The organism is Variovorax sp. LARHSF232 (assembly GCF_052871435.1).
This window is the reverse complement of the sequence record NZ_JBIXJS010000008.1, coordinates 19,451-41,868: the sequence shown is the minus strand read 5'-3', so window position 1 is coordinate 41,868 and position 22,418 is coordinate 19,451. Positions and strand designations below refer to the sequence as shown.

Here is a 22,418-nt window from a genome sequence, read left to right as displayed (position 1 = left end):
CCATGTGGTTCACCCGCGTCAGCCTGAAGAATCCGGTCTTCGCGACCATGGTGATGCTCGCCCTGGTGGTGCTGGGCATCTTTTCCTATCAACGCCTGCAGGTCGACCAGTTCCCCAACATCGACTTCCCGGTGGTGGTGGTCATCACCGACTATCCCGGCGCCTCGCCCGAGATCGTGGAGAGCGAAGTCACGAAGAAGGTGGAGGAAGGCGTCAACTCGATCGCCGGCATCAACGCCCTCACCTCGCGCAGCTACGAGGGCCAGTCGGTCGTCATCATCGAGTTCCAGCTCTACGTGGACGGGCGCAAGGCGGCCGACGACGTGCGCGAGAAGGTGTCGGCCGTGCGTCCGCTGTTCCGCGACGAGGTGAAGGAGCCGCGCGTGCTGCGCTTCGACCCGGCCTCGCGGCCAGTATGGTCGGTCGCGGTGCTTCCGGACGGCGGCAAGGACACGCGCCAGCCCAGCGCGGTGGAGCTCACCAACTGGGCTGACCAGGTGCTGAAGAAGCGCCTGGAGAACGTGCGCGGCGTCGGCTCGGTGACGCTGGTGGGCGGCACCAAGCGGGAGATCAACGTCTACCTGAACCCGCAGGCCATGGAGGCCTTCGGCATCAGCGCCGACCAGGTGGTGGCGGCCGTGCGCAACGAGAACCAGGCGCTGCCGGTGGGCGCGGTGCGCTCGCTCACGCAGGAGCGGGTGGTGCAGATCGACGCCCGCATGGAGCGGCCGGAAGACTTCGGCAAGATCATCGTGGCGCGCAAGAACGGCGCGCCGATCCGCGTCGACCAGGTCGCCCGGGTGCAGGACGGCGCCCAGGAAATCGACAGCCTGGCGCTCTACAACGGCCAGCGCACCCTGCTCTTGTCGGTGCAGAAGGCGCAGGACGAGAACACCATCGGCGTGGTCGATGGCCTGAACGCCGCGCTGAAGGACATGAAGGCGCAGTTGCCGCCCGGCGTGACGCTGGAGCCCATCGGCGATGCCTCGCGGCCGATCCGCGTGGCGGTGAAGAACGTGCGCCAGACCCTGATCGAGGGCGCCCTGCTCACGGTGCTGATCGTGTTCCTGTTCCTCAACTCCTGGCGCTCCACCGTCATCACCGGCCTGACCCTGCCGATCGCGCTGATCGGCACCTTCTGGTTCATGCAGATGTTCGGCTTCACCATCAACATGGTGACCCTGATGGCGCTCTCGCTGTGCGTGGGCCTGTTGATCGACGACGCCATCGTGGTGCGCGAGAACATCGTGCGCCACGTGCAGATGGGCAAGGCGCCCTACACGGCCGCGCTGGAGGGCACGCAGGAGATCGGCCTGGCGGTGCTGGCCACCACCTTGTCGATCGTGGCGGTGTTCATGCCGATCGGCTTCATGGGCGGCATCATCGGCAAGTTCTTCCATGAGTTCGGCATCACCATCGTGGCGGCGGTGCTGATCTCGATGTTCGTGAGCTTCACGCTCGACCCGATGCTGTCCAGCATCTGGCACGACCCGGCCATCGACCAGCACGGCAGGCCCAAGGGCCCGCCGCAAGGTTTCTACGACAAGACCATCGGCCGCGTCACCGGCTGGTTCGACACGGCCACGGAGAAGATGGCCGATGGCTACCAGGCCATCCTGCGCTGGTCGCTGGCGCACAAGCTGGCCACCCTGCTGGCTTCGGTCGCCATCTTCGTCGGCAGTATCTTCATGGTGCCGCTGCTGGGCACCGAGTTCGTGCCCAAGGCCGATTACTCGGAGACGGCGATCAACTTCTACACCCCGGTCGGCTCCTCGCTGGAAGTGACCGAGTCGCGCGCCAGGCAGGTCGAGGCGGTGCTGCGCGAGATGCCCGAGGTGCGCTACACCCTGGCCACGATCAACAGCGGCGACGCCCAGGGCAAGATCTACGCAAGCATCTACGTGCGCCTGGTCGACCGCAAGGCACGCAGCCGCAGCGTGGACCAGTTGTCGGTGGTGCTGCGCGACAAGCTCAAGACCATCCCCGGCATCACGGTGACGCACGTCGGCCTGCGCGATTCGGTGGGTGGCAACAAGCCCGTCGAGTTCTCGCTGCAGGGCCCCGACCTGAAGGAGCTGGAGCGCCTGACGCGCGAGGTCAGCGAGAAGATCCGCGGCATTCCCGGCCTGGTCGACCTCGATTCCAGCCTCAAGCCCGACAAGCCGACGGTCAGCGTGGTGATGCGGCGCGATGCCGCCTCCGACCTGGGCCTGGGCGTGGCGCCGGTGGCCGCCGCCCTGCGCACCCTGGTGGCCGGCACCACGGTGGGCAACTGGCGCGCGCCGGACGACCAGACCTACGACGTCAACGTGCGCCTGGCACCCGAGGTGCGCAACGCGCCGGCCGACCTGGCCCGCCTGCCCTTCCTGAGCACCGCCATGGGCGCCAATGCCGACGGGTCGAGCCGCATCGTGCGGCTGTCGCAGGTGGCCGAGGTGCGCGAATCGACGGGGCCGAACCAGATCAACCGCCGCTCGCTGGCGCGCGAAGTGGCGATCAATGCCAACGTCGACCGCCGCTCGGCCGGCGAGGTCTCGGCCGACCTGCGCAAGGCGCTGGATGGCATCGCCTTCCCGCCGGGCTACAGCTACCAGTTCAGCGGCTCGACCAAGAACATGCAGGAGTCCTTCGGTTACGCCGTGTCGGCGCTGGCGCTGGCGGTGATCTTCATCTACATGATCCTGGCCAGCCAGTTCAAGAGCTTCCTGCAGCCGCTGGCGCTGATGACCGCGCTGCCGCTGACCCTGATCGGCGTGGTGCTGGCGCTGCTCGGCTTCGGCTCCACCTTGTCGATGTTCTCCATCATCGGCGTGGTGATGCTGATGGGCCTGGTGACCAAGAACGCCATCCTGCTGGTGGACTTCGCCATCCGGGCACGCGAGGGCGAGCATCCGCTGCCGCGCGAAGAAGCCCTGCTGATGGCCGCGCGAGTGCGCCTGCGCCCGATCCTGATGACCACGCTGGCCATGATCTTCGGCATGGTGCCGCTGGCCTTTGCCTTGAGCGAAGGCGCGGAGCAGCGCGCACCGATGGGCCAGGCGGTGATCGGCGGCGTCATCACCTCGTCGCTGCTGACCCTGGTGGTGGTGCCGGTCGTGTATTGCTACATGGACGACCTCGCCAACTGGGCCAAGCGCCGCTTTGCCCGCGCGAAACCGGTTCCGTCGCCCGCCTTGCCTAGAATTGAAGGTTTGCCTTGAGTCCCGACTTTCGGAAAGGAAGCCATTCATCATGACCCCCACCAACGACCTGGAGCGCCTGCGCTTCAACATGATCGAGCAACAGATCCGTCCCTGGGACGTGCTCGACTTTGAAATCCTCGAATTGCTGGGCAGCATCCGGCGCGAGAACTACGTGCCGCCGGCACACCGCGGCCTGGCCTTCTTCGACATGGAAATCCCCCTGGGCGACGGTCCCGGCCAGGTGATGCTGTCGCCCAAGGTCGAGGCCCGCATGCTGCAGGATCTGCACATCGGCAAGCACGAGTCCGTGCTGGAAATCGGAACCGGCTGCGGCTTCATGGCCGCCATGCTGGCCCACCGCGCAGCCCACGTGCTGAGCCTGGAGATCGATCCGCAGCTGGCCGCCACGGCTGCCCAGAACCTGCGCGACAACGGCGTGAGCAACGTGGAAGTGCGCGTGGCCGACGGCGCCAAGCCGCTGCCCAGCGGCCCCAGCTTCGACGTGATCGTGCTCAGCGGCTCGGTGGCCCGCGTGCCGCAGAACCTGCTCGGCTCGCTGAAGATCGGCGGCCGGCTGGCGGCCATCGTGGGCGACGAGCCGATGATGCGCGCCCACTTCATCACCCGCGTGAGCGAAGGCCAGTGGAACACCATCCAGCCCTGGGACACGGTGGCGCCGCGCCTGCTGAACTTCCCCGAGCCGTCGCGCTTCAACTTCTGAACGCAATGATCGATCAAGTTCTTCCCGCTGACCTGGCTGCCTGGTTTGCACGCGACGCCAGCGCCAAGGCGCTGCTGCTGGACGTGCGCGAACCCTGGGAGGTGCAGACCGCCAGCGTGACGCCGCGCGGCTATGCCTTGCTGGCGATTCCCATGAACCAGATTCCCTCGCGCCTGCCAGAACTGGGCGGCTACGACCGCATCGCCTGCCTGTGCCATCACGGCGCGCGCAGCCAGCATGTGGCGGCCTACCTGAGCCAGCACGGCTTCAACGACCTGGCCAACGTGGCCGGCGGCATCGATGCCTGGGCCCGGCAGTTCGACCCGGCAGTGCCGCGCTACTGATTTCACACTCCCAAGGACCCTTCATGCTGCCCAGGCTCCGGCTTGCACCCCTCAGCTGCGCGTTGACCGCGACCCTCGCCGCCTTTGCGCTGCCAGTCCACGCCCAGAGCCTGATCGAACTCTACGACGCCGCCCGCGCCTACGACGCCACCTACCAGAGCGCGCGCTCGACCTACGACGCCAACATCGCGCGCGCCGCCCAGGCCAAGGCGGGGCTGCTGCCCTCCGTGGGGCTGTCGGCCAGCGCGGCGCACACGCGGCAGGATCTGCGGCTCGAGAACTTCGGAACGACCAGCCGCGACGTCCCGCAGGAAAGCGCCGGCATCAACGCCACGCAGCCGCTGTACCGGCCGGCCAACTGGGCCACCTACGAGCAGAGCAAGCGCCAGCTCGACATCGCGCAGGCGCAGCTCACCATCGCCGAGCAGGACCTGATCGTGCGCGTGAGCCAGGCCTACTTCGACGTGCTGTCCAGCCAGGACTCGCTGGCGCTGGTGCGGGCCCAGAAGGCCGCCACCGAAGAGCAGCTGGCCTTTGCCAAGCGCAACTTCGAGGTGGGCACGACCACCATCACCGATACGCGCGAAGCGCAGGCCCGCTTCGACCTGGTGGTGGCCCAGGAGATCGCGGCAGAGAACGACCTGCAGATCAAGAAGATCGCGCTCGACCAACTGGTGGGCCGCGTCAACGCCGTGCCGACCCCGCTCGCCGCGCCGGTGGTGCTGCCGCCCCCGCCGACCAACATGGAGCAGTGGGTGCGCCAGGCCGAAGACGGGCATCCCTCCATCGTCCAGGCACAGCGCAACCTGGAAGTGGCAACGCTGGAAATCGACAAGGCGCGCGCCGGCCACAAGCCGACGCTGGACGCGCAACTGGGCTACAACGTCACCAACAACCCGCAGGGCACCGCCACCAGCACCTCGCTGCAGGGCGTGCGGGTCAACGCCGCCAGCATCGGCGTGGTGTTCAACATGCCGCTTTTTGCCGGCTTCGCCACCGAGAACCGGGTGAGGGAAACGCTGGCCCTGGAAGACCAGTCGCGCTCGACATTGGAAGCTGCCCGACGCAACGTGACCCAGGCCACGCGCTCGGCCTACCTGGGCCTGGTCGCCGGTGCCGGCCAGGTGAAGGCGCTGGAGGCCGCCGAGGCCTCGAGCCAGAGCGCGCTGGATGCCAACCGCCTGGGCTACCAGGTCGGCGTGCGCATCAACATCGACGTGCTCAATTCCCAGAGCCAGCTGTTTCAGACGCGGCGCGACCTGGCACAGGCACGCTACAACGTGCTCTTGGGCAATCTGCGCCTGCGCCAGGCCAATGGCAGCCTGACCGAGGTCGACCTGCAACCCATCAACGGCTCGCTGGCGGCGCCCGGCAGTGCCGGGGCCAGCGCCTCGCCGGACCAGCCTTCGGCCGCCACGCGCAGCCCAATCCAGCCGCAGCCGGCACAGGTCGCGCCACCGGCGGGCGCTACGCCAGCGCCGCCGGTTCGCCCGTCGACTCGCTGATGCGCAACAGCAGGTTGCCGATCGCTGCCGCGGTGCGCGCCGCGGCGCCGCGGTGGGCCGACGAGAAGGTCAAGGCGGCCTGCACCATGCCGTTCTGGCGCACCGGGTCGGCCATCAGCGTCAGTGCGCTGACCACCGCCTGCTCCATGTCCTCCACCCGCAGCGAGGCGCCGGCTTCCAATGAAAGCTCCGACGCCTCGGCAAAGTTGAAGGTGGACGGCCCCATGATCACCGGACAGCCGCAGGCGGCCGCCTCGATCAGGTTCTGCCCGCCCAGCGGCTCGAAGCTGCCGCCCAGCAAGGCGACATCGGCCAGACCGTAGTACATCGCCATTTCGCCGAGCGAATCGCCCAGCCAGATTTCGGCATCCTCGCCGGCTGCCGCCGCAGGGGCGCTGCGGCGCGCCACCACGAAGCCCTTGGATTCGATCAGCTGCGCCACTTCGTCGAAACGCTGCGGATGGCGCGGCACGATCATCCATTGCACGTCCTGCATCGGCAGGTGCACCTTCTTGCCGGCCGCGGGCGACCAGCCGACCGGTGGCGCATGCCGAAAGCGCTGCAGCACGTCGAGCAGCAGCGCTTCCTCGCCATCGCGCGAGCTGGCAAACACCACCACCGGCCTGGGCAGCTTCTCGCGCAGGCGAGCGGCGCGGCCCAGTTGCAGCGAATCGGGCGTGGCGTCGAACTTGAGGTTGCCGAACACGCCGTCGACCTTGGCGCCGGCCGCCACCAGGCGGTGCGAATCGGCCTCGGTCTGCGCCCACACCGCGGCCAGCGAGGCATAGGTGGGGCGCGACAGCCAGGCCAGGCGCTTGGCCGAGGCCAGCGATTTCTCATTGAGCCGCGCATTGGCCAGCACCAGCGGAATACCACGGTCAGCGCAAGCGGCGGTGAGCACCGGCCAGATCTCGGTTTCCATCAGGATGCCGATGCGCGGCCTGAAGCGATCCAGGAAGCGCTCGACCACCTCGGGCGTGTCCCAGGGCTGCCAGACCTGCAGGTCGTCGGGGCCCAGCAGGCGCGCGCCCTCTTCCCGCCCGGTGGCGGTGCCGTTGGTGAGCAGCACGCGCAAGGACGGGTCCTGGTGGCGCAGCGCATCGATGAGGATGCCGGCAGCCCGGGTCTCGCCCAGCGACACCGCATGGATCCAGACCCAGCCGGTGCCACTCATGGCTTCGTCATAGCGGCCGAAGCGCTCCTCGACCGCGAAGGCGTAGCCCGGCTCGGCCACGGCGCGGCGGCGCAGCTTGCGCCGCAGCATCGGCTGCAGCAGCCAGGTGGCGCCGCCGTAAAGACGCAACAACAGTGAATGCACTAGTGGGCGGCCGCGGCCAGCTTGGCGTCGGGTTTGACGGATCTGAGCAGCGCCAGCATGTCGTGCTCGATGCGCTCCAGTGCGGCCTGGGTATGGCCCTCGAAGCGCAGCACCAGCACCGGCGTGGTGTTGGAGGCGCGGATGAGGCCGAAGCCATCGGGCCAGTCGACCCGCACGCCGTCGATGGTCAGCACCTTGGCCGGGGCCGCGAAGTCGGCCTTGCGCGTGAGCGCTTCCACCACCTTGTGCGGCTCGCCCTCGGCGCAGGCCACGTTCAGTTCGGGCGTCGAGAAGCTGGTGGGCAGGGCGTTGAGCACGTCGCTGGAATTGGGACTCTTGGAAAGAATCTCGAGCAGGCGGCAGCCGGCATAGGTGCCGTCGTCGAAGCCGAACCAGCGCTCCTTGAAGAAGATGTGGCCGCTCATCTCGCCGCCCAGGGGCGAGTCGACTTCCTTCATCTTCGCCTTGATGAGCGAATGGCCGGTCTTGTAGATCATGGCCTTACCGCCGGCCGCCTCGATGGCGGGCGCCAGGCGCTGCGAGCACTTCACGTCGTAGATGATGGTGCCGCCGGGCACGCGCGAGAGCACGTCCTGGGCGAACAGCATCATCTGGCGGTCCGGGTAGATGTTCTGGCCGTCCTTGGTGACGATGCCCAGGCGGTCGCCGTCGCCGTCAAAGGCCAGGCCCAGTTCGGCGTCGCCGGCTTGCAGGGCGGCGATCAGGTCCTTGAGGTTCTCCGGCTTGCTCGGATCGGGATGGTGGTTCGGGAATTCGCCATCGACCTCGCTGAACAGCTCGGTCACTTCGCAGCCCAGGGCGCGGAAGATGGCGGGTGCCGAGGCACCGGCGATGCCGTTGCCGCAGTCGACCACGATCTTGAGCGGACGGGCGAGCTTGACGTCGCCGACGATGCGCTGGGTGTAGTCGGCCAGCACGTCCACCTTGCGCACGCTGCCGCCGGTAGCCAGCGGGGCGCTGTCGTCTTCCATCACCTGGCGCAGGCCCTGGATCTCGTCGCCGTAGATGGCGCGGCCGGCCAGCACCATCTTGAAGCCGTTGTAGTCCTTCGGGTTGTGGCTGCCGGTGACCTGGATGCCGCTCGTGCACAGGGTGCTGGCGGCGAAATAAAGCATGGGCGTGGTGACGGCGCCCACGTCGATCACCTCGACGCCGGTGGCGGCCAGGCCGCGGATCAGCGCCTCGCTGATGGCGGGGCCGGACAGCCGGCCATCGCGCCCGACGGCCACGCTCTTCTCGCCGGCGGCACGCGCAGCCGCGCCAAAGGCCTTGCCGAGCGCCTCGGCCACCTCGGTGTCGAGCGTGGTTGGCACCACGCCGCGAATGTCGTAGGCCTTGAAAATGGAGGGGCTGAACTTCATGGTCACCCTGCTTCTTGGAGTCAAAAAAGGACGGCCATTGTAGGCGTCGAGTGATGGACTCACATGTCCGAAAATGGCTAGTCTTTGCGTGGGCCAAACCTACCATTGCCCCATGACCCTCCCAGAACTCGAAAGCGATGCCTGCTACCTGGCCCTGAAGGCGCACGATGCGCGCTTCGACGGCAGCTTCTTCACGGCAGTCACCTCGACCGGCATCTACTGCCGGCCGGTGTGCCGGGTGAAGACGCCGCGGCGCGAGAACTGCCGATTCTTCCGGCACGCGGCCCAGGCCGAGGCGGCGGGCTTCCGGCCTTGCCTGCGCTGCCGGCCCGAGCTGGCGCCGCGCGCCGCCAGCTGGACGACGCAGGATGCCTCGCGCATCCTGGCGCTGCAGGCCGCCCGCCTGATCGACGAGCCCGATGCCTGGCCCGATGCCGCCGAGGGCGAAGCGCCAGGCGCGGCCCGCATCGCGCAGCGCCTGGGCGTGAGCGACCGGCACCTGCGGCGCATCTTCGAGACGCAGTTCGGCGTCTCGCCCCTGCAATATCTGCAGACGCGCCGTTTGCTGGCGGCCAAGCAGCTGATCGCCGACACCCAGCTGCCGATGACGCAGGTGGCGCTGGCCAGCGGCTTTGCCAGCGTGCGCCGCTTCAATGCCGCCTTCATCGAGCACTACGGGCTCAACCCGAGCGCCTTGCGCCGTGCCGGCGAGAAAGCGCCGGCACGGGGCGGCCAGCCGATCGAGGTGCGCATCGGATTCAGGCCACCCTACGACCATGCGGCCATGCTCGCCTTCTTCGGACGGCGCGCCCTGCGCGGCGTCGAAGCCTCGACGCAGGACGCAAGCGCTTCGTATGCGCGCACCTTGCGCGTGACGCATGGCGCCAGCACGCAAGTGGGCTGGCTGCGCGTGGAACTCGATGGCGAGCGCCAGCAGGCCTTGCTCCAAGTGAGCGAATCGCTGGCCGGCGCCTTGCCGATCGTGATCAGCCGGGTGCGCGCCATGTTCGACCTGGACGCCGAACCGATGGCCATCAATGCCGCGCTGCACGGCAGCTTTCCCCACGGCGACGGCATCCGGGTGCCGGGCACGGTGGACGGCTTCGAGCTCGCGGTGCGGGCCGTGCTGGGCCAGCAGATCACGGTGGCGGCGGCGCGCACCCTGGGCTCGCGCCTGGTCGAGGCGCTGGGCGAGCCGATCGAGACGCCGATCGAAGGCCTGACGCGGCTCTTCCCCACCCCGGCCGCGCTGGCCGCCGCCGACGGCGACACCCTGGGCCGCCTGGGCATCGTGCGCCAGCGCCAGGCCGCCCTGCACGCCCTGGCGCGCGAGGCGGCGGCGGGACGACTGCCTTTGCATGCGGGCGCCGACGTGCCCGCCACCCTGGCCGCACTGCAGGCCCTGCCCGGCATCGGCGACTGGACGGCGCAATACATCGCCATGCGGGCACTGCGCTGGCCCGATGCCTTCCCGTCCGGCGACATCGCGCTGCAGAAGGCGCTGGGCGTGAGCGGCGCCAAGGCAGCCGCCCAGGCCTCGCAAGCCTGGCAGCCCTGGCGCAGCTATGCGGTGCTGCGCGCCTGGCACAGCCCGCCGGCGGCGCCATCATCTTTCAACCCTCATGACGCGCCGGCTCTTCAAGCCGCCGTCATGCCCTGAGCGGAGAATGCACATCATGAAGTTCAGCAAGTCAGTTCCCATCTACACCCTGCACGTCACGAGCGCGCTGGGTGGCATCACGCTGGCGGCGACCGACCGCGGCCTGGCCGGCGTCTGGTTCGACGCGCAGCGCCATGCGCCCGACACCAGCGGCTGGATCGAAGCGCCGGAGCATTCGGTGCTCAAGCAGGCGGAGGCGCAGCTCCAGGCCTATTTCGCCGGCCAGCGCGATCACTTCGACATGCCACTCGATCTGTCGCACGGCACCGACTTCCAGCAGGCCGTGTGGCAGGCCCTGCTGCGCATCCCGCGCGGCGGCACCACCAGCTACGGGCGCCTGGGCGCCGACATCGGCAAGCCGGCGGCGGTGCGCGCGGTGGGCGCAGCCGTGGGGCGCAACCCGATCAGCGTGGTCGTGCCCTGCCACCGCGTGCTGGGCTCGGACGGCTCGCTCACCGGCTATGCCGGCGGACTGGAGCGCAAGTCGCACCTGTTGCAACTGGAAGGCGCGGTGAACGAATGAGTGAAGGCGAATGCACGGCCCGCGCTGAAGTGGAAGCCCTGACCACCCCCGCGCCTGTGGCGCCAGCCAAGCCGGCCAAGGCGCCGGCCTGGCTGTTCGATCTGGTGCTGCTGGGCGCGCTGTGGGGCGCGTCCTTCCTTTTCATGCGCATCGGCGCGGCCGAATTCGGCGCCATTCCGACGGCCGGGGTGCGCGTGATGATCGCCATGCTGGTGCTGCTGCCGGTCATGGCGCTGCGCGGCCAATCCGGCGATTTCGCGCGCCACTGGAAAGCCACCCTGGCCATCGGCGTCACCAACTCGGGCCTGCCCTTCGTGCTGTTCGCCTTCGCGCTGCTGACCATCAACAGCGGCCTGGCGGCGGTGCTGAATGCCACGGTGCCGATGTTCGGCGCCCTGATCGCCTGGGCCTGGTTTCGCGAACGGCCGGACAACTCGCGGCTGGCGGGGCTGGTGATCGGCTTCGTTGGCGTGGCTCTGCTGGCCGGGCACAGCGCCGGCTTCAAGGCCGGCAGCGGCGGCGTCTCGCCGATCTGGGCCGTGCTGGCCTGCCTGGGCGCATGCCTGAGCTACGGCGTTTCAGCCAATGCCACGCGCCGCTATCTCACCGGCGTGCCGGCCTTCGCCACGGCAGCCGGCAGCCAGGTGGGTGCCAGCCTGGCGCTGGCCCTGCCCACCTGGTGGTACTGGCCGGCGCAGATGCCCAGCATGCAGGCCTGGATGGCCTTGCTTGCAGTGGGTGTGGCCTGCACGGGCCTGGCCTACGTGCTGTTCTTCCGGCTCATTGCCAATGCCGGGCCGCAGCGCGCGCTGACCGTGACCTTCATCGTGCCGGTGTTCGCCGTGTTCTACGGCGCGCTGTTCCTGGGCGAGGAGATCACGTCCTGGATGCTGATGTGCGCGGTGGTGATCGTCTGCGGCGTGGCGCTGTCCACCGGCCTGGTGAAACTGGGCCGCAAGAAGCAGCCGGTGCCGGTGCCCTGAGACAAATTGCCCCGTTGCGCCGGCGGGCGGTTGTGGTCGAATCGGGCCAATGACGACCACGCCCGTCCGTCGCAAGCTGCTCGCCGGCATCGGCCCCACCCTGACGCTGGCGTTGACGCTGACGTTGGCAGGCGCGTGCGCAGCGGCCGCCACCGTGCCCGACACCATCGAGCAACGCGTGGCCGCCTGCATCGCCTGCCATGGCCGCGAAGGCTCCGCCAGCAACGCCGGCTACTTTCCGCGGCTGTCGGGCAAGCCGGCCGGCTACCTGTTCAACCAGCTGCAGAGCTTTCGCGACGGCCGGCGCTTCCACAGCGACATGGTCTACATGACGCGACACCTGTCGGACGCCTACTTGCGCGAGATGGCCGAGTACTTCGCCCAAGTGGATCTGCCCTACCCCCGCGTGAATCCCGCCACCGATGCCAGCGCAGACGTGCTGAAACATGGGCAGGCGCTGGCGCTGGCGGGCGACGCGGCGCGCGGCATTCCGGCCTGCGTGGCCTGCCACGGCAAGGCGCTGATGGGCGTGGCGCCAGGCGTTCCACCACTGCTGGGCCTGCCACGGCTGTACATCGCCTCTCAGTTGGGCGCCTGGCTCACCGATGACCGCCACGCGCTGCCGCCCGACTGCATGACCGATGTGGGCCGCAAGCTCAACAGCGCCGACATCAACGCAGTGGCCAGCTGGCTGGCCATTCAACCGGTGCCCGCCAACACCAAGCCGGCCACGTCGCTGCCGGCGCCGCTGCCGGTCAAGTGCAGCGCCATGCCCAACTGAGGAAAAAAAGTCCATGTGGCGACGCATCGTCTTCGTTCTCTTTGGCATCGCCCTCGCGCTGGCGGTGGTGGGCCTGGTGCTCATCGCGCTCAACTTGCGCGGCGAAGCCAAGCTGCCGGCCTCGCCCACGCCCTTCGAAAGCAGCCAGGCGCTGGTCGAGCGCGGGCGCTACCTGGCCCGGGCCGGCCATTGCGCCGGCTGCCATACGGTGCGCGGCGGCGCGGCCTATGCGGGCGGGCTGGGCATCAGCACGCCCTTCGGCACCATCTACTCGAGCAATCTCACGCCGCATGAAACGAACGGCATCGGCGGATGGAGCGTCGATCACTTCTGGCGGGCCATGCACAACGGCCGCTCGAAGGACGGCCACCTGCTTTACCCGGCCTTCCCCTACCCCAGCTTCACCCGGCTGACGCGCGAGGATTCGGACGCGCTGTATGCCTACCTGCGCACAGTGCCGCCCGCGGACCAGCCCAACACGGCGCATGCACTGCGCTTTCCCTACAACACGCAGCTGGCGCTGGCGGTGTGGCGGGCACTGTCGTTCGAGCCGGGCGTGTTCGAGCCCGACGCTGCCAAGAGCGCGCAATGGAACCGCGGCGCCTACCTGGTGGAAGGCCCGGGGCACTGCATCGCCTGCCACGGCGCACGCAATTCGCTGGGTGCCACGCAGGACCTGCGCGGCCTGTCCGGCGGCTTGATTCCGGGCGACAACTGGTACGCGCCGGCCCTCAATGCGCCGCACGAAGCCGGCGTGGCCGACTGGACACCCGAGCAGATCGTGGCACTGCTCAAAAGTGGCACCTCGGCGCGCGGCTCCGTGATGGGCCCGATGGCCGACGTGGTGTGGGGCAGCACCCAGCACCTGAGCGAAGCCGATCTCGAAGCGATCGCGCAGTACCTGCGGCAGCTGCCGCAGGAAGCGCCGCCGGCCGCTCCGCCCGGCCCGCTGGCGCGCGATCGCACCGTGATGGCGCGCGGCGCCGCCATCTACGACCAGCGCTGCGCCTACTGCCATGGCGACAAGGGCGAAGGCGCGCCAGGCGCCTATCCGCCGCTGGCCGGCAACCGGTCGGTGAACATGGAGTCGAGTGCGAACCTGGTGCAGATCCTGCGCCATGGCGGCTACCTGCCGGCCACGGCCGGCAACCCTCGGCCCTACGGCATGCCACCTTTCGGCCACGTGCTGGACGACCAGGACATCGCGGCCGTGCTGACCTACGTGCGCGGCTCCTGGGGCAATGACGCGCCGACGGTGAGCATGGCCGAGGCGATGCGGCGCTAGCGCTCGCCAGGGCTGGCGTTCAGCTCAGTACGAGCCCGGCGGCGGCGTTGCGCCAAGCCGGCGATAGCGCACCGCCGCCAGCCAGCGGCCCATCGGCGCCTTGAAAGAATCGGCGGCAGCCGACTGGCCGGGGAAACTCGGCGTCATGCCCAGACGCCGCAGCACGCGGTTGAACTGGTGGACGCGCGCCGTGCGCCGGGTCACCGAGGTGTAGAAATTGATGCCCAGCGAAACGGAAATGCCGTCGCCTGGCGTCACCCAGCCGGTGTCGGTCCGGGTCATGTGCGGCGACGTGCTGGGAAAGTAGACGCCATCGCCCGGCCCGGTGTCGAACTCGCGGCTGCGCCCACGAAAAGCTTCCTGGAAGGGCACCTGGACGCCGCCCGCGATGAAATCTTCGACCACGGTTGCAGGCACCACTTCGCGGTCGGTGTTGTCCCACACATTCATGGTCTTGCGCCCGCGCAGCTGCAGCCAGAAGTTGTTCTCCCGGTCGATGTGGAAGGGCGTGACCGAAGGCGGCGCCGAGATGAAGATGAAGCCGGTGACCAGGAAGATGCCCGGCTGCTCGCGCTCGACCAGCGGGCGCAGGTCGTCCACGATGCGTTCCAGCGCGGCGCGATAACGCGCATCGGTCTGCACGTTGTAAAGGGCCAGCCAGGAGCCGGGCTCCTCCATGCGGGCAAATACTTCGTCGATCGACAGGCCCTGCGGATGCTCTGGATCGTGAGAGAAGGCCGAGCCCTGCGTCGTGCCCGGCTTCAGGAAGCGGCACTGGCCGGAGGACATCAGTGAATTGGCAAGCGCCTGCAATGCATCCAGCTGGAACAGCGGGTGCTGGTCGATGCTGTGCGCGAGCGGGCTCATGCGCCGAGTCGAGAAGCTCGCGGGATCGGCGGGCCAGACGCGGTAAGCGGAATGGTCCGGTTTCAGCTCTTTGCTCATCGACGCCTGCTCCTTGGCTTGCTGTACTTAGTTCCAAAGTATCACATCGGATACTCGAAACACGCAAGGAGCACCCGGTTGCCACGCCCGGATCAGCTTGTGCGTCTCCCGCTGTCGATCACCGTCTCGCCATCTTCTTTGGTGAAGGGCGGCAGCTGCGGCACCGGAAGAATTTCCAGCACCGCCTCGGAAGGCCGGCACAGCCGGGTGCCCAGCTCGGTAACGACGATCGGGCGGTTGAGCAGAATCGGGTGCTGCCCCAGAAAATCGAGCAGCTCGGCGTCGCTCCACTTGGGATCGTCCAGCTGCAGCTCGGCGAAGGGCGTGCCCTTTTCCCGCAGCAGTGCGCGTACCGAGCCGCCGGTGGCCTGCACCAGTTGCTCGAGTTGCTCACGCGAAGGCGGCGTCTTCAGGTATTCGACGACGGTCGGCTCGATGCCTGCGTGGCGGATGAGCGCCAGGGTGTTGCGCGAGGTGCCGCAGGCCGGGTTGTGATAGATGGTGATGTCAGGCATGAAGGGACGGTGAAGAGTCGGAGGGTTTGGCGCTGGGCTCGGCCGGCGCATTGCTGTTGCTGCTGCCGAGCAGCCGGTTCGCCAGCAAGGCCAGCGCGGCACCAAGCAGTTGCGCCAGCACGAAGCCCGGCACGCTGGAAGGCGCAATGCCGGCAAAACTATCGGAGAACATGCGCCCGAAGGCCGCCGCCGGATTGGCGAAGGAAGTGGACGCGGTGAACCAGTAGGCGGCGCCGATGTAGGCCGCCACCATGGCAGCCACACGTCCCGGCGGCGCGCGCAGGATGACCAGCAGCAACCCGAAGGTGGCCACGGCCTCCGCGATCCACTGCCCGGTGCCGGTGCGCGTCTTGCCGGAAAACTGCAGGATGGCCAGATCGAACATGGCATGCGCCAGCCAGGCGCCCAGCATGGCTCCCAACAACTGCGCGAGCACGTAAGACGGCAGCAGGCTGCGCGGCAGTTCGCCGCGAATCGCCATGGCCAGCGAGACGGCCGGATTGAAATGGGCGCCGCTCACCGGGCCGAAGACTTCGATCAGGATGTAGAGCCCGCCCACGGTGGCCAAGGTGTTGGCCAGCAATGCAATGGCCACATTGCCGCCGGCCAGGCGCTCGCCCATGATGCCGGAGCCGATCACCACGGCCAGCAGCAGTGCGGTGCCCAGCGTTTCGGCCAGCAACTTGCGGGAAATGGAAGCGGACATCGGGTGCAAATGCAGCGTGCGCAAGGGCTCAGCGCTGGCCGATATGCTGCATTTCGCCGTGGACCGCCAGCTTTTCCAGCCGATCCAGCGGCAGGGCCAGCATCAGTTCGAGACGGCGCCGGATGGTGACGGCTGTTTCCCTGAAGGCCTTGCGCTTGTCCTCGTCCGAACCCCCCACCGCGGCCGGATCGGGCATGCCCCAATGGGCGCTGACCGGCTGGCCGGGCCACAGCGGACAGACCTCGCCGGCGGCGTCGTCGCAGACGGTGAAGATGAAGTCCATCTGCGGCGCATCGGGCCGCGCGAACTCTTCCCAGCTCTTGCTGCGCAGACCGTCGAAGGAAATGTGCATGGATTGCAGTTCCTTGATCGCAAAGGGATTGACCTGCCCTTTCGGATCGCTGCCGGCCGAGTAAGCCCTGAAGCGGCCGCCGCCCATTTCATTGAGCAAAGCTTCCGCCAGGATGGAGCGGGCCGAGTTGCCGGTGCAGATGAACAGGACGTTGTAGGTCTTGGAGGCCATGGTGCACCGTCCTTTCAGCAGCAGGAGCGCGCAGCTTCGACCGGAACACCGACTGCCCGCGGGGCGGTGCCAGGCGCAACGCAGCAGGCCGAAGCCTTGTCGGCCGGCGCTGCCTTCTCGCTGAAGACCGCAACCTGACCCAGGGTATGAAAGTGCTCCCATGCGATGCCTTGCGGATCGACCACCCAGTGCTTGTCGCTGCGCGCATAGCAGCATGTGGTCTCTCCCTGGTCCAGCAGCGCCATGTCGGCAGCCTGTGCCTGTGCCCGCATCTCGGCCAGGTCTTCTTCGGTATCGGCCTGGATGCCCAGATGGTCGACGCCCAGCTTGTCGCCGCGCGTCGAGATGGCGAAATTGATGCGCGGGTCTTCCAGCATCCATTTCGCGTAGTCGCTCTCGACGCGAGCAGGCTCGGCGCCAAAGAGCTTGGAATAGAAGACGATGCTCTCCTGCAGGTCGGCAACGTGGGCGTGGACGTGGAATCGCTTCATGGGTTTCTCCTGGAAGAAAGGAATCAGCACGGGCAGGCAGAGACCGCCGTCGGCTCGAGCGCACACGCTTCGCCCTGGCAGCAGTTCTGGGTGAGATAGGCGAGCAGATCGTTCATGTGGCTGAAGGCCGCCCGGTAGATGATGTTGCGGCTGGCACGCTCTTGCGTGACCAGGCCCGCGTGCGTCAGCTCCTTGAGATGGAAGGACAGCGTGTTGGCCGGAATGCCCAGTCCTTCCGCCATGGCGCCAGGCGTGAGGCCCGATTCGCCGCACACGACCAGGGCGCGAAACACCTTCAGCCGGACTGGCTGCGCGAGGGCGGCGAGGGATTTGACGACGACTGATTCATCCATATTTCGATGATAGTCGAACTATTTGATTGCGCCAATCCTTTCCAAGCGCGCGGCTGCGGAAGTCGGCATCGTTTCGGTTGGATAAGGAGGCCGAAAAGAGAAAAGGGTTAGCAGACAATTACCTGCTAACCCTCATCAATCTTGGCGGAGTGGACGGGACTCGAACCCGCGACCCCCGGCGTGACAGGCCGGTATTCTAACCAACTGAACTACCACTCCTGGTAGACAACGTTCACTCCTTGCGGAGCCAAGTGTTGACCACTTGTGCCGGTTTCACTTGCGTGAAACTGGCGACCCTACGGGGATTCGAACCCCGGTAGCCACCGTGAAAGGGTGGTGTCCTAGGCCTCTAGACGATAGGGTCATAACCTTAGGAACCGCACTGCGATCAGTGCTTATTACCTTCTTCTCGACACCCACCAAAAACCTTGGTGGAGGTAAGCGGGATCGAACCGCTGACCTCTTGCATGCCATGCAAGCGCTCTCCCAGCTGAGCTATACCCCCGTTGGTGTCGAGCCTCAAATTATAGCCCGAAATTCACGCTGTTTTCAATCGCTCAATAACTTTTTCGCGAGAGAAGGTGGCGAGCACCGCATCGAGCGAAGGTGTCTGGGGTGTACCCATCACCAGCACTCGCACCGGCATCGCCAGGGCGGGCATTTTCAGGCCGTGTTCCGCGAGGACTTCCTTGATCGCCGAAGCGATCGATGTCTTGTCCCACGCAACAGAGGCGAGTTTAGCAGCAAGCGACACGATCGCCGGCCGCACGGCATCAGAAATATGCTGTGCGCGATCGGCTTCGCTGGGCGTGATGTCCGCATAAAAAGCGGCCGCCCAATTGGCCAGCGCGACGGTCGTGTCGCAACGGTCCTTGAACAGTCCGCAGATGGCCACGAGGCGCTCGTCGGCCACGATGCCGCGCTTGGCCAACTGCTCTGCAACGAGCGGCGCAAGTGCATCGTCGCCCATTGCCTTGAGGTGTTGCGCATTGACCCAACGCAGCTTGGCTTCATCGAACTGCGCAGCGCTGCGGCCCAGGTGATCGAGGTTGAACCACTCGAGGAATTGCGCGCGCGAGAAGATCTCGTCGTCGCCGTGGCTCCAGCCCAGGCGCGCCAGGTAGTTGACCATCGCGTCGGGCAGGAAGCCCTCTTCGCGAAACTGCGTGACCGGCTTGGCGCCGTTGCGCTTGCTCATCTTCTCGCCCTGCTCGTTGAGCACGGTGGGCAGGTGTGCATACACCGGCGGCTCCTTGTCGAGCGCGCGAAAGATGTTGATCTGGCGCGGCGTGTTGTTGACGTGATCGTCGCCCCGGATCACGTGCGTGATGCTCATGTCGATGTCGTCGACCACCACGCAGAAGTTGTAGGTGGGCGTGCCATCGGGACGCGCAATCACCAGATCGTCGAGCTCTTCGTTGCTGACCTCGACGCGGCCCTTGACCTTGTCGTCCCAGGCGACCACGCCGGTCTGCGGGTTGCGAAAGCGCAGCACCGGCTTCACGCCTTCGGGAACGGGCGGCAGCGCCTTGCCCGGCTCGGGCCGCCAGGTGCCGTCGTAGCGGGGTTTTTGCTTGGCGGCCATCTGCTTCTCGCGCAGCGCGTCCAGCGCTTCCACACTCATGTAGCAGGGATAGGCCAGGTCTTGCTGCTGCATCTGCGCCAGCACTTCCTTGTAGCGGTCCATGCGCTGCATTTGATAGAACGGGCCTTCGTCGTGATCGAGGCCCAGCCACGCCATGCTTTCGAGGATGACGTCGACGGCGGCCTGCGTGGAACGCTCCACGTCGGTGTCCTCGATGCGCAGGATGAAGTCGCCGCCGGTCGAGCGGGCAAAGGCCCAGGGGTAGAGGGCCGAGCGGATGTTGCCCAGGTGGATGAAGCCGGTCGGCGAAGGCGCGAAACGGGTGCGGGTCTTGGTGCTTGTTGTCATTGGGTCAGGCTGCCCAGGCCGCGCAGCAAGTCGTCCTGGACATCTTCGGGATGCTCCAGCCCCACGGCCACGCGGATCGTGCCCTGGCTGATGCCGGCGCCCTGGCGCTGCGCCTCGGTGAGGCGGCCGTGCGAGGTGGTGGCCGGGTGGCTGATGATGGTCTTGGTGTCGCCGAGATTGGTCGCGATGCTCAGCACGCGGCAGCTGTCGATCACATGGAAGGCCTTGGCGCGCGCGGCCTCGGGGCTGTCGCCCCTCAGCTCGAAGGACAGCACGCCGCCGCCCAGGCCGTTCTGCTGGCGCATCGCCAATTCATGTTGCGGATGGGAAGGCAGGCCGGGATAGAAGACGCGCGCCACCTGCGGCTGCGCCTCCAGCCAGCGCGCCACCGTCAGCGCGTTGTCGCATTGCGCCTTGACGCGCACGCCCAGCGTTTCCATGCCCTTGAGCACCACCCACGCATTGAAGGGCGACAGCACCATGCCGGCCGTGCGCACGATGGGCGCGAACTTCTCGGTGACGAGTTGCTGGCTTGCGCACAGCGCGCCGGCCATCACGCGGCCCTGCCCGTCCAGGTACTTGGTGCCTGAATGCATGACGATGTCGGCGCCCAGTTCGACCGGCCGTTGCAGCAAGGGCGTGGCAAAGGCGTTGTCCACCGCCAGCAGTGCGCCAGCGGCGTGGGCAATCTCAGCGAGCGCCGCGATGTCGCACACCTCGGTCAGCGGATTGGTCGGCGTCTCGGCGAACAGCAGGCGGGTGTTCGGACGCACGGCGGCGCGCCACTCGTCCACGTCGGTCTGCGAGACGAAGGTGGTCTCGACGCCGAACTTGCCGAACTCCTTGCCGAACAGGTTCAGGGTCGAGCCGAACATGGAGCGCGACAAGATGACATGGTCGCCCGACTTGAGCAGCCCCATGATCATCATCAGGATCGCGCCCATGCCGCTGGCCGCGCCGATGGCGGCTTCGGTGCCTTCCAGTGCCGCCAGGCGCTTCTCGAAGCTGGTGACGGTGGGGTTGGACGTGCGCGCGTAGGTGTAGCCCTCGCCGCTGGCGAAGCGCTCGGCCGAGGTGGCCGCATCGGGCTGCACGAAGCCGCTGGTGAGGTACAGCGCCTCGGAATGCTCGCCGTACTGGCTGCGCTCGATGGCGACGCGCACCGCCAGGGTTTCGGGGCGCAAGCCACTGGGCAGGGAATCGTCCTTCATCGGCTCAACTCAGGTTGGGCAGCGCCAGGCGCGAGGAATCCTCTTCGGTTTCCTCGATGCGCGGCCGGTTGTCGTTCATGCGCGAGATGGCTTCAATGTCGATGTCGCCGGTGATGTAGACACCGTCGAAGCAGGACGCATCAAAGCCGTCCAGCTTCGGGTGCTTGGCATCCGGCGTGGCCTGCGCGGCCTTCATCACGGCGCGCTTCATGGCGTCCACGTCCTGGTAGATCAGTGCATCGGCGCCGATCAGTTCGCGAATCTCCTCGACCGTGCGGTCGTGCGCCACCAGCTCGTCCTTGGTCGGCATGTCGATGCCGTAGACGTTGGGATAGCGCACCGGCGGCGCGGCGCTGGCCAGGTAGACCTTGCGGGCGCCGGCTTCGCGCGCCATCTGCACGATCTCGCGGCTGGTGGTGCCGCGCACGATGGAATCGTCCACCAGCAGCACGTTGCGGCCCTTGAACTCGCTGGCGATCACGTTGAGCTTCTGGCGCACCGACTTCTTGCGCACGCCCTGCCCCGGCATGATGAAGGTGCGGCCCACGTAGCGGTTCTTCACGAAGCCTTCGCGGTACGGCACGCCCAAGAGATGCGCCAGCTGCGTGGCGCTCGGACGGCTCGACTCGGGGATCGGGATGATCACGTCGATGTCGCTCGGCGGCACGGTGGAGACCACGCGCTTGGCCAAGGTCTCGCCCAGGTTCAGGCGCGCCTGGTAGACGGAAATGCCGTCCATCGTCGAGTCGGGACGCGCCAGGTAGACGAACTCGAAGATGCAGGGATTGAGCGTCGCGCCTTCAGCGCACTGCATCGAATGCACCTGTCCCTGCAGGTCAATGAAGACGGCTTCGCCCGGAGCAACGTTGCGCTCGAAGGCAAAGCCCGAGCCTTCCAGCGCCACCGATTCGCTGGCCAGCATCCAGGTGCCGTCAGCGCTGCGGCCCAGGCACAGCGGACGGATGCCGTAGGGATCGCGGAAGGCCAGCAGGCCGTGGCCGGCAATCAGCGAGATCACCGCGTAGGAGCCGCGCACCCGCTTGTGCACGTTGCGCACCGCCTCGAAGACCTCGTTCGAATGCAGCGGCACGCCGCGGGTGGAGCGCTCCAGTTCATGCGCCAGCACGTTGAGCAGCACCTCCGAGTCGCTCTCGGTGTTGGTGTGGCGATGGTCGGTCGAGAACAGCTCGGCGCGCAGCGCATGCGCATTGGTGAGGTTGCCGTTGTGCACCAGCACCAGGCCGAAGGGCGCGTTCACGTAGAAAGGCTGCGCCTCTTCCTCGCTGTAGGCATTGCCTGCGGTGGGATAGCGCACCTGGCCCAGGCCGATGTTGCCCGGCAGCGCACGCATGTTGCGCGTGCGGAACACGTCGCGCACCATGCCCTTGGCCTTGTGCATGAAGAACTTGCGCTCCAGCAGGGTGACGATGCCGGCCGCGTCCTGGCCGCGGTGCTGCAGGAGCAGCATCGCGTCATAGAGCAACTGGTTCACTGGGGCGCTGCTGACAACACCGACGATTCCACACATGAGGCGTTCCTTCAGGACCAAATAGTCTTAGGGCAAATAGCTTGCCAGTTTCTCGGGCAGCGCGGGCTTGGCGCTCTGCAATGTCGTATCAAGAACAGTGGCGCTGTAGGCCTCGCGCCACCAGTCGCTTTCGCTCAAAGAAAAAAGATGCACCACGACGGCGGCAACCAGCATGGCCAGCGCGCCACGCGCCAGTCCGAACACGCCGCCCAGCGTCCGGTCCACCGGCCGCAGGCCCACCACCTTGATCAGGCTGCGCACCAGGCTGGCCACCAGGCCAACACCGAAGGCGACCGCCACGAAGATCAGCACAAAGGCCGCCGCATAGCGCCAGGGCGCGTCCGGCGCGCCCAGCGGCAGCCATGCCGCCACCTCGGGTGAAAACCACTGGGCCAGCACAAATGCGGCGACCCAGCCCACGAGCGAAATCACTTCGAACAACAGTCCCCGCCAGACGCCGATCAGCATCGAAACGCCCAGCACGGCAGCAACGATCCAGTCGAGCAGGGCCACGGCCGAAGGCACCGCT

General features: G+C 67.3%; 21 protein-coding genes and 3 tRNA genes. 9 read left to right on the top strand and 15 right to left on the bottom strand.

The features are described from left to right. Nucleotides 1-2: 2 nt before the first annotated feature. The 4 genes from ACIPRI_RS19365 to ACIPRI_RS19350 are packed head-to-tail and all read left to right on the top strand — an operon-like array spanning nucleotide 3 to nucleotide 5,752. On the top strand, nucleotides 3-3,200 hold the full coding sequence (locus ACIPRI_RS19365) for an efflux RND transporter permease subunit (RefSeq protein ID WP_446623105.1): 3,198 nt from the start codon (nucleotides 3-5) through the stop codon (nucleotides 3,198-3,200). Nucleotides 3,201-3,231: 31 nt separating this feature from the next. Continuing rightward, entirely contained in the window at nucleotides 3,232-3,903 is a 672-nt protein-coding gene (locus ACIPRI_RS19360; RefSeq protein ID WP_446623104.1) for a protein-L-isoaspartate O-methyltransferase family protein, read from the top strand. Between the two features lie 5 nt (nucleotides 3,904-3,908). Then, nucleotides 3,909-4,247 carry a rhodanese-like domain-containing protein gene (locus tag ACIPRI_RS19355; protein WP_446623103.1) on the top strand — a complete coding sequence of 113 codons (339 nt, stop codon included), beginning with the start codon at nucleotides 3,909-3,911 and terminating at the stop codon, nucleotides 4,245-4,247. Between the two features lie 23 nt (nucleotides 4,248-4,270). After that, a complete protein-coding gene (locus ACIPRI_RS19350; RefSeq protein ID WP_446623102.1) occupies nucleotides 4,271-5,752 on the top strand; it encodes a TolC family outer membrane protein in 1,482 nt (493 codons plus the stop codon). Here the strand turns inward: ACIPRI_RS19350 and ACIPRI_RS19345 are convergent. Continuing rightward, on the bottom strand, nucleotides 5,715-7,070 hold the full coding sequence (locus ACIPRI_RS19345) for a 3-deoxy-D-manno-octulosonic acid transferase (RefSeq protein WP_446623101.1): 1,356 nt from the start codon (nucleotides 7,068-7,070) through the stop codon (nucleotides 5,715-5,717). The genes ACIPRI_RS19350 and ACIPRI_RS19345 overlap by 38 nt on opposite strands. After that, nucleotides 7,070-8,452, bottom strand: a complete 1,383-nt coding sequence (locus ACIPRI_RS19340; RefSeq protein ID WP_446623100.1) for a phosphomannomutase/phosphoglucomutase — start codon at nucleotides 8,450-8,452, stop codon at nucleotides 7,070-7,072. The genes ACIPRI_RS19345 and ACIPRI_RS19340 overlap by 1 nt, the downstream gene beginning before the upstream one ends. A gap of 112 nt (nucleotides 8,453-8,564) precedes the next feature. Here ACIPRI_RS19340 and ACIPRI_RS19335 point away from each other — a divergent pair, with 112 nt between their 5' ends. Genes ACIPRI_RS19335 through ACIPRI_RS19315 form a run of 5 tightly spaced genes read left to right on the top strand, consistent with a single transcriptional unit; the run spans nucleotide 8,565 to nucleotide 13,684 of the window. Next, nucleotides 8,565-10,112: a DNA-3-methyladenine glycosylase 2 family protein gene (locus tag ACIPRI_RS19335; protein WP_446623099.1), complete on the top strand. Its 1,548-nt coding sequence runs from the start codon at nucleotides 8,565-8,567 to the stop codon at nucleotides 10,110-10,112. Nucleotides 10,113-10,128: 16 nt separating this feature from the next. Then, nucleotides 10,129-10,635 (top strand): methylated-DNA--[protein]-cysteine S-methyltransferase, encoded by a 507-nt coding sequence (locus tag ACIPRI_RS19330; protein ID WP_446623098.1) that lies wholly within the window; start codon nucleotides 10,129-10,131, stop codon nucleotides 10,633-10,635. Continuing rightward, a complete protein-coding gene (locus ACIPRI_RS19325; RefSeq protein WP_446623097.1) occupies nucleotides 10,632-11,618 on the top strand; it encodes a DMT family transporter in 987 nt (328 codons plus the stop codon). Before ACIPRI_RS19330 ends, ACIPRI_RS19325 begins: the two co-directional genes overlap by 4 nt. Before the next feature lie 49 nt (nucleotides 11,619-11,667). Beyond that, nucleotides 11,668-12,399 carry a c-type cytochrome gene (locus tag ACIPRI_RS19320; RefSeq protein ID WP_446623096.1) on the top strand — a complete coding sequence of 244 codons (732 nt, stop codon included), beginning with the start codon at nucleotides 11,668-11,670 and terminating at the stop codon, nucleotides 12,397-12,399. Nucleotides 12,400-12,412: 13 nt separating this feature from the next. Further along, nucleotides 12,413-13,684 carry a c-type cytochrome gene (locus tag ACIPRI_RS19315; protein WP_446623095.1) on the top strand — a complete coding sequence of 424 codons (1,272 nt, stop codon included), beginning with the start codon at nucleotides 12,413-12,415 and terminating at the stop codon, nucleotides 13,682-13,684. Between the two features lie 24 nt (nucleotides 13,685-13,708). On the opposite strand, the gene ACIPRI_RS19310 is transcribed toward ACIPRI_RS19315, so the two are convergent. The 13 genes from ACIPRI_RS19310 to ACIPRI_RS19250 form a co-directional block, all read right to left on the bottom strand. After that, nucleotides 13,709-14,629, bottom strand: coding sequence for a JmjC domain-containing protein (locus ACIPRI_RS19310; protein ID WP_446623094.1), 921 nt, complete (start codon nucleotides 14,627-14,629; stop codon nucleotides 13,709-13,711). Nucleotides 14,630-14,721: 92 nt separating this feature from the next. Continuing rightward, nucleotides 14,722-15,144: an arsenate reductase (glutaredoxin) gene (arsC, locus tag ACIPRI_RS19305; RefSeq protein WP_446623093.1), complete on the bottom strand. Its 423-nt coding sequence runs from the start codon at nucleotides 15,142-15,144 to the stop codon at nucleotides 14,722-14,724. Continuing rightward, nucleotides 15,137-15,850, bottom strand: coding sequence for an aquaporin (locus tag ACIPRI_RS19300; protein ID WP_446623092.1), 714 nt, complete (start codon nucleotides 15,848-15,850; stop codon nucleotides 15,137-15,139). The genes arsC and ACIPRI_RS19300 overlap by 8 nt, the downstream gene beginning before the upstream one ends. Before the next feature lie 28 nt (nucleotides 15,851-15,878). Then, nucleotides 15,879-16,373: an arsenate reductase ArsC gene (locus ACIPRI_RS19295; RefSeq protein ID WP_446623091.1), complete on the bottom strand. Its 495-nt coding sequence runs from the start codon at nucleotides 16,371-16,373 to the stop codon at nucleotides 15,879-15,881. A gap of 14 nt (nucleotides 16,374-16,387) precedes the next feature. Then, complete coding sequence (locus tag ACIPRI_RS19290) at nucleotides 16,388-16,864, bottom strand: ArsI/CadI family heavy metal resistance metalloenzyme (RefSeq protein ID WP_446623090.1); 477 nt, start codon at nucleotides 16,862-16,864, stop codon at nucleotides 16,388-16,390. Between the two features lie 23 nt (nucleotides 16,865-16,887). Beyond that, on the bottom strand, nucleotides 16,888-17,217 hold the full coding sequence (locus ACIPRI_RS19285; protein WP_446623089.1) for an ArsR/SmtB family transcription factor: 330 nt from the start codon (nucleotides 17,215-17,217) through the stop codon (nucleotides 16,888-16,890). A 142-nt stretch (nucleotides 17,218-17,359) separates the two neighbouring features. Further along, nucleotides 17,360-17,436: transfer RNA gene (locus ACIPRI_RS19280), tRNA-Asp, on the bottom strand. 69 nt (nucleotides 17,437-17,505) lie between these two features. Then, a tRNA-Glu gene (locus ACIPRI_RS19275) sits at nucleotides 17,506-17,581 on the bottom strand. Nucleotides 17,582-17,646: 65 nt separating this feature from the next. Next, nucleotides 17,647-17,722, bottom strand: a tRNA-Ala gene (locus tag ACIPRI_RS19270). Between the two features lie 33 nt (nucleotides 17,723-17,755). Then, complete coding sequence (gene gltX, locus ACIPRI_RS19265; RefSeq protein ID WP_446623088.1) at nucleotides 17,756-19,150, bottom strand: glutamate--tRNA ligase; 1,395 nt, start codon at nucleotides 19,148-19,150, stop codon at nucleotides 17,756-17,758. Continuing rightward, a complete protein-coding gene (locus ACIPRI_RS19260) occupies nucleotides 19,147-20,361 on the bottom strand; it encodes an O-succinylhomoserine sulfhydrylase (RefSeq protein WP_446623087.1) in 1,215 nt (404 codons plus the stop codon). Before ACIPRI_RS19260 ends, gltX begins: the two co-directional genes overlap by 4 nt. A gap of 4 nt (nucleotides 20,362-20,365) precedes the next feature. Continuing rightward, nucleotides 20,366-21,889, bottom strand: a complete 1,524-nt coding sequence (gene purF, locus ACIPRI_RS19255; protein ID WP_446623086.1) for an amidophosphoribosyltransferase — start codon at nucleotides 21,887-21,889, stop codon at nucleotides 20,366-20,368. 27 nt (nucleotides 21,890-21,916) lie between these two features. After that, nucleotides 21,917-22,414 (bottom strand): CvpA family protein, encoded by a 498-nt coding sequence (locus tag ACIPRI_RS19250; RefSeq protein WP_446623085.1) that lies wholly within the window; start codon nucleotides 22,412-22,414, stop codon nucleotides 21,917-21,919. Between the last annotated feature and the right edge of the window lie 4 nt (nucleotides 22,415-22,418).

Excerpts from the sequence above, each read along its gene's own strand:
- ACIPRI_RS19330 (WP_446623098.1), top strand. The coding sequence starts at position 10,129 with ATGAAGTTCAGCAAGTCAGTTCCCATCTACACCCTGCACGTCACGAGC.
- ACIPRI_RS19350 (WP_446623102.1), top strand. The coding sequence starts at position 4,271 with ATGCTGCCCAGGCTCCGGCTTGCACCCCTCAGCTGCGCGTTGACCGCG.
- ACIPRI_RS19365 (WP_446623105.1), top strand. The coding sequence starts at position 3 with ATGTGGTTCACCCGCGTCAGCCTGAAGAATCCGGTCTTCGCGACCATG.
- ACIPRI_RS19335 (WP_446623099.1), top strand. The coding sequence starts at position 8,565 with ATGACCCTCCCAGAACTCGAAAGCGATGCCTGCTACCTGGCCCTGAAG.
- gltX (WP_446623088.1), bottom strand. The coding sequence starts at position 19,150 with ATGACAACAAGCACCAAGACCCGCACCCGTTTCGCGCCTTCGCCGACC.
- arsC (WP_446623093.1), bottom strand. The coding sequence starts at position 15,144 with ATGCCTGACATCACCATCTATCACAACCCGGCCTGCGGCACCTCGCGC.
- ACIPRI_RS19290 (WP_446623090.1), bottom strand. The coding sequence starts at position 16,864 with ATGAAGCGATTCCACGTCCACGCCCACGTTGCCGACCTGCAGGAGAGC.
- ACIPRI_RS19355 (WP_446623103.1), top strand. The coding sequence starts at position 3,909 with ATGATCGATCAAGTTCTTCCCGCTGACCTGGCTGCCTGGTTTGCACGC.
- ACIPRI_RS19260 (WP_446623087.1), bottom strand. The coding sequence starts at position 20,361 with ATGAAGGACGATTCCCTGCCCAGTGGCTTGCGCCCCGAAACCCTGGCG.
- ACIPRI_RS19315 (WP_446623095.1), top strand. The coding sequence starts at position 12,413 with ATGTGGCGACGCATCGTCTTCGTTCTCTTTGGCATCGCCCTCGCGCTG.
- ACIPRI_RS19320 (WP_446623096.1), top strand. The coding sequence starts at position 11,668 with ATGACGACCACGCCCGTCCGTCGCAAGCTGCTCGCCGGCATCGGCCCC.
- ACIPRI_RS19295 (WP_446623091.1), bottom strand. The coding sequence starts at position 16,373 with ATGGCCTCCAAGACCTACAACGTCCTGTTCATCTGCACCGGCAACTCG.
- ACIPRI_RS19300 (WP_446623092.1), bottom strand. The coding sequence starts at position 15,850 with ATGTCCGCTTCCATTTCCCGCAAGTTGCTGGCCGAAACGCTGGGCACC.
- purF (WP_446623086.1), bottom strand. The coding sequence starts at position 21,889 with ATGTGTGGAATCGTCGGTGTTGTCAGCAGCGCCCCAGTGAACCAGTTG.
- ACIPRI_RS19325 (WP_446623097.1), top strand. The coding sequence starts at position 10,632 with ATGAGTGAAGGCGAATGCACGGCCCGCGCTGAAGTGGAAGCCCTGACC.
- ACIPRI_RS19360 (WP_446623104.1), top strand. The coding sequence starts at position 3,232 with ATGACCCCCACCAACGACCTGGAGCGCCTGCGCTTCAACATGATCGAG.
- ACIPRI_RS19310 (WP_446623094.1), bottom strand. The coding sequence starts at position 14,629 with ATGAGCAAAGAGCTGAAACCGGACCATTCCGCTTACCGCGTCTGGCCC.
- ACIPRI_RS19340 (WP_446623100.1), bottom strand. The coding sequence starts at position 8,452 with ATGAAGTTCAGCCCCTCCATTTTCAAGGCCTACGACATTCGCGGCGTG.
- ACIPRI_RS19285 (WP_446623089.1), bottom strand. The coding sequence starts at position 17,217 with ATGGATGAATCAGTCGTCGTCAAATCCCTCGCCGCCCTCGCGCAGCCA.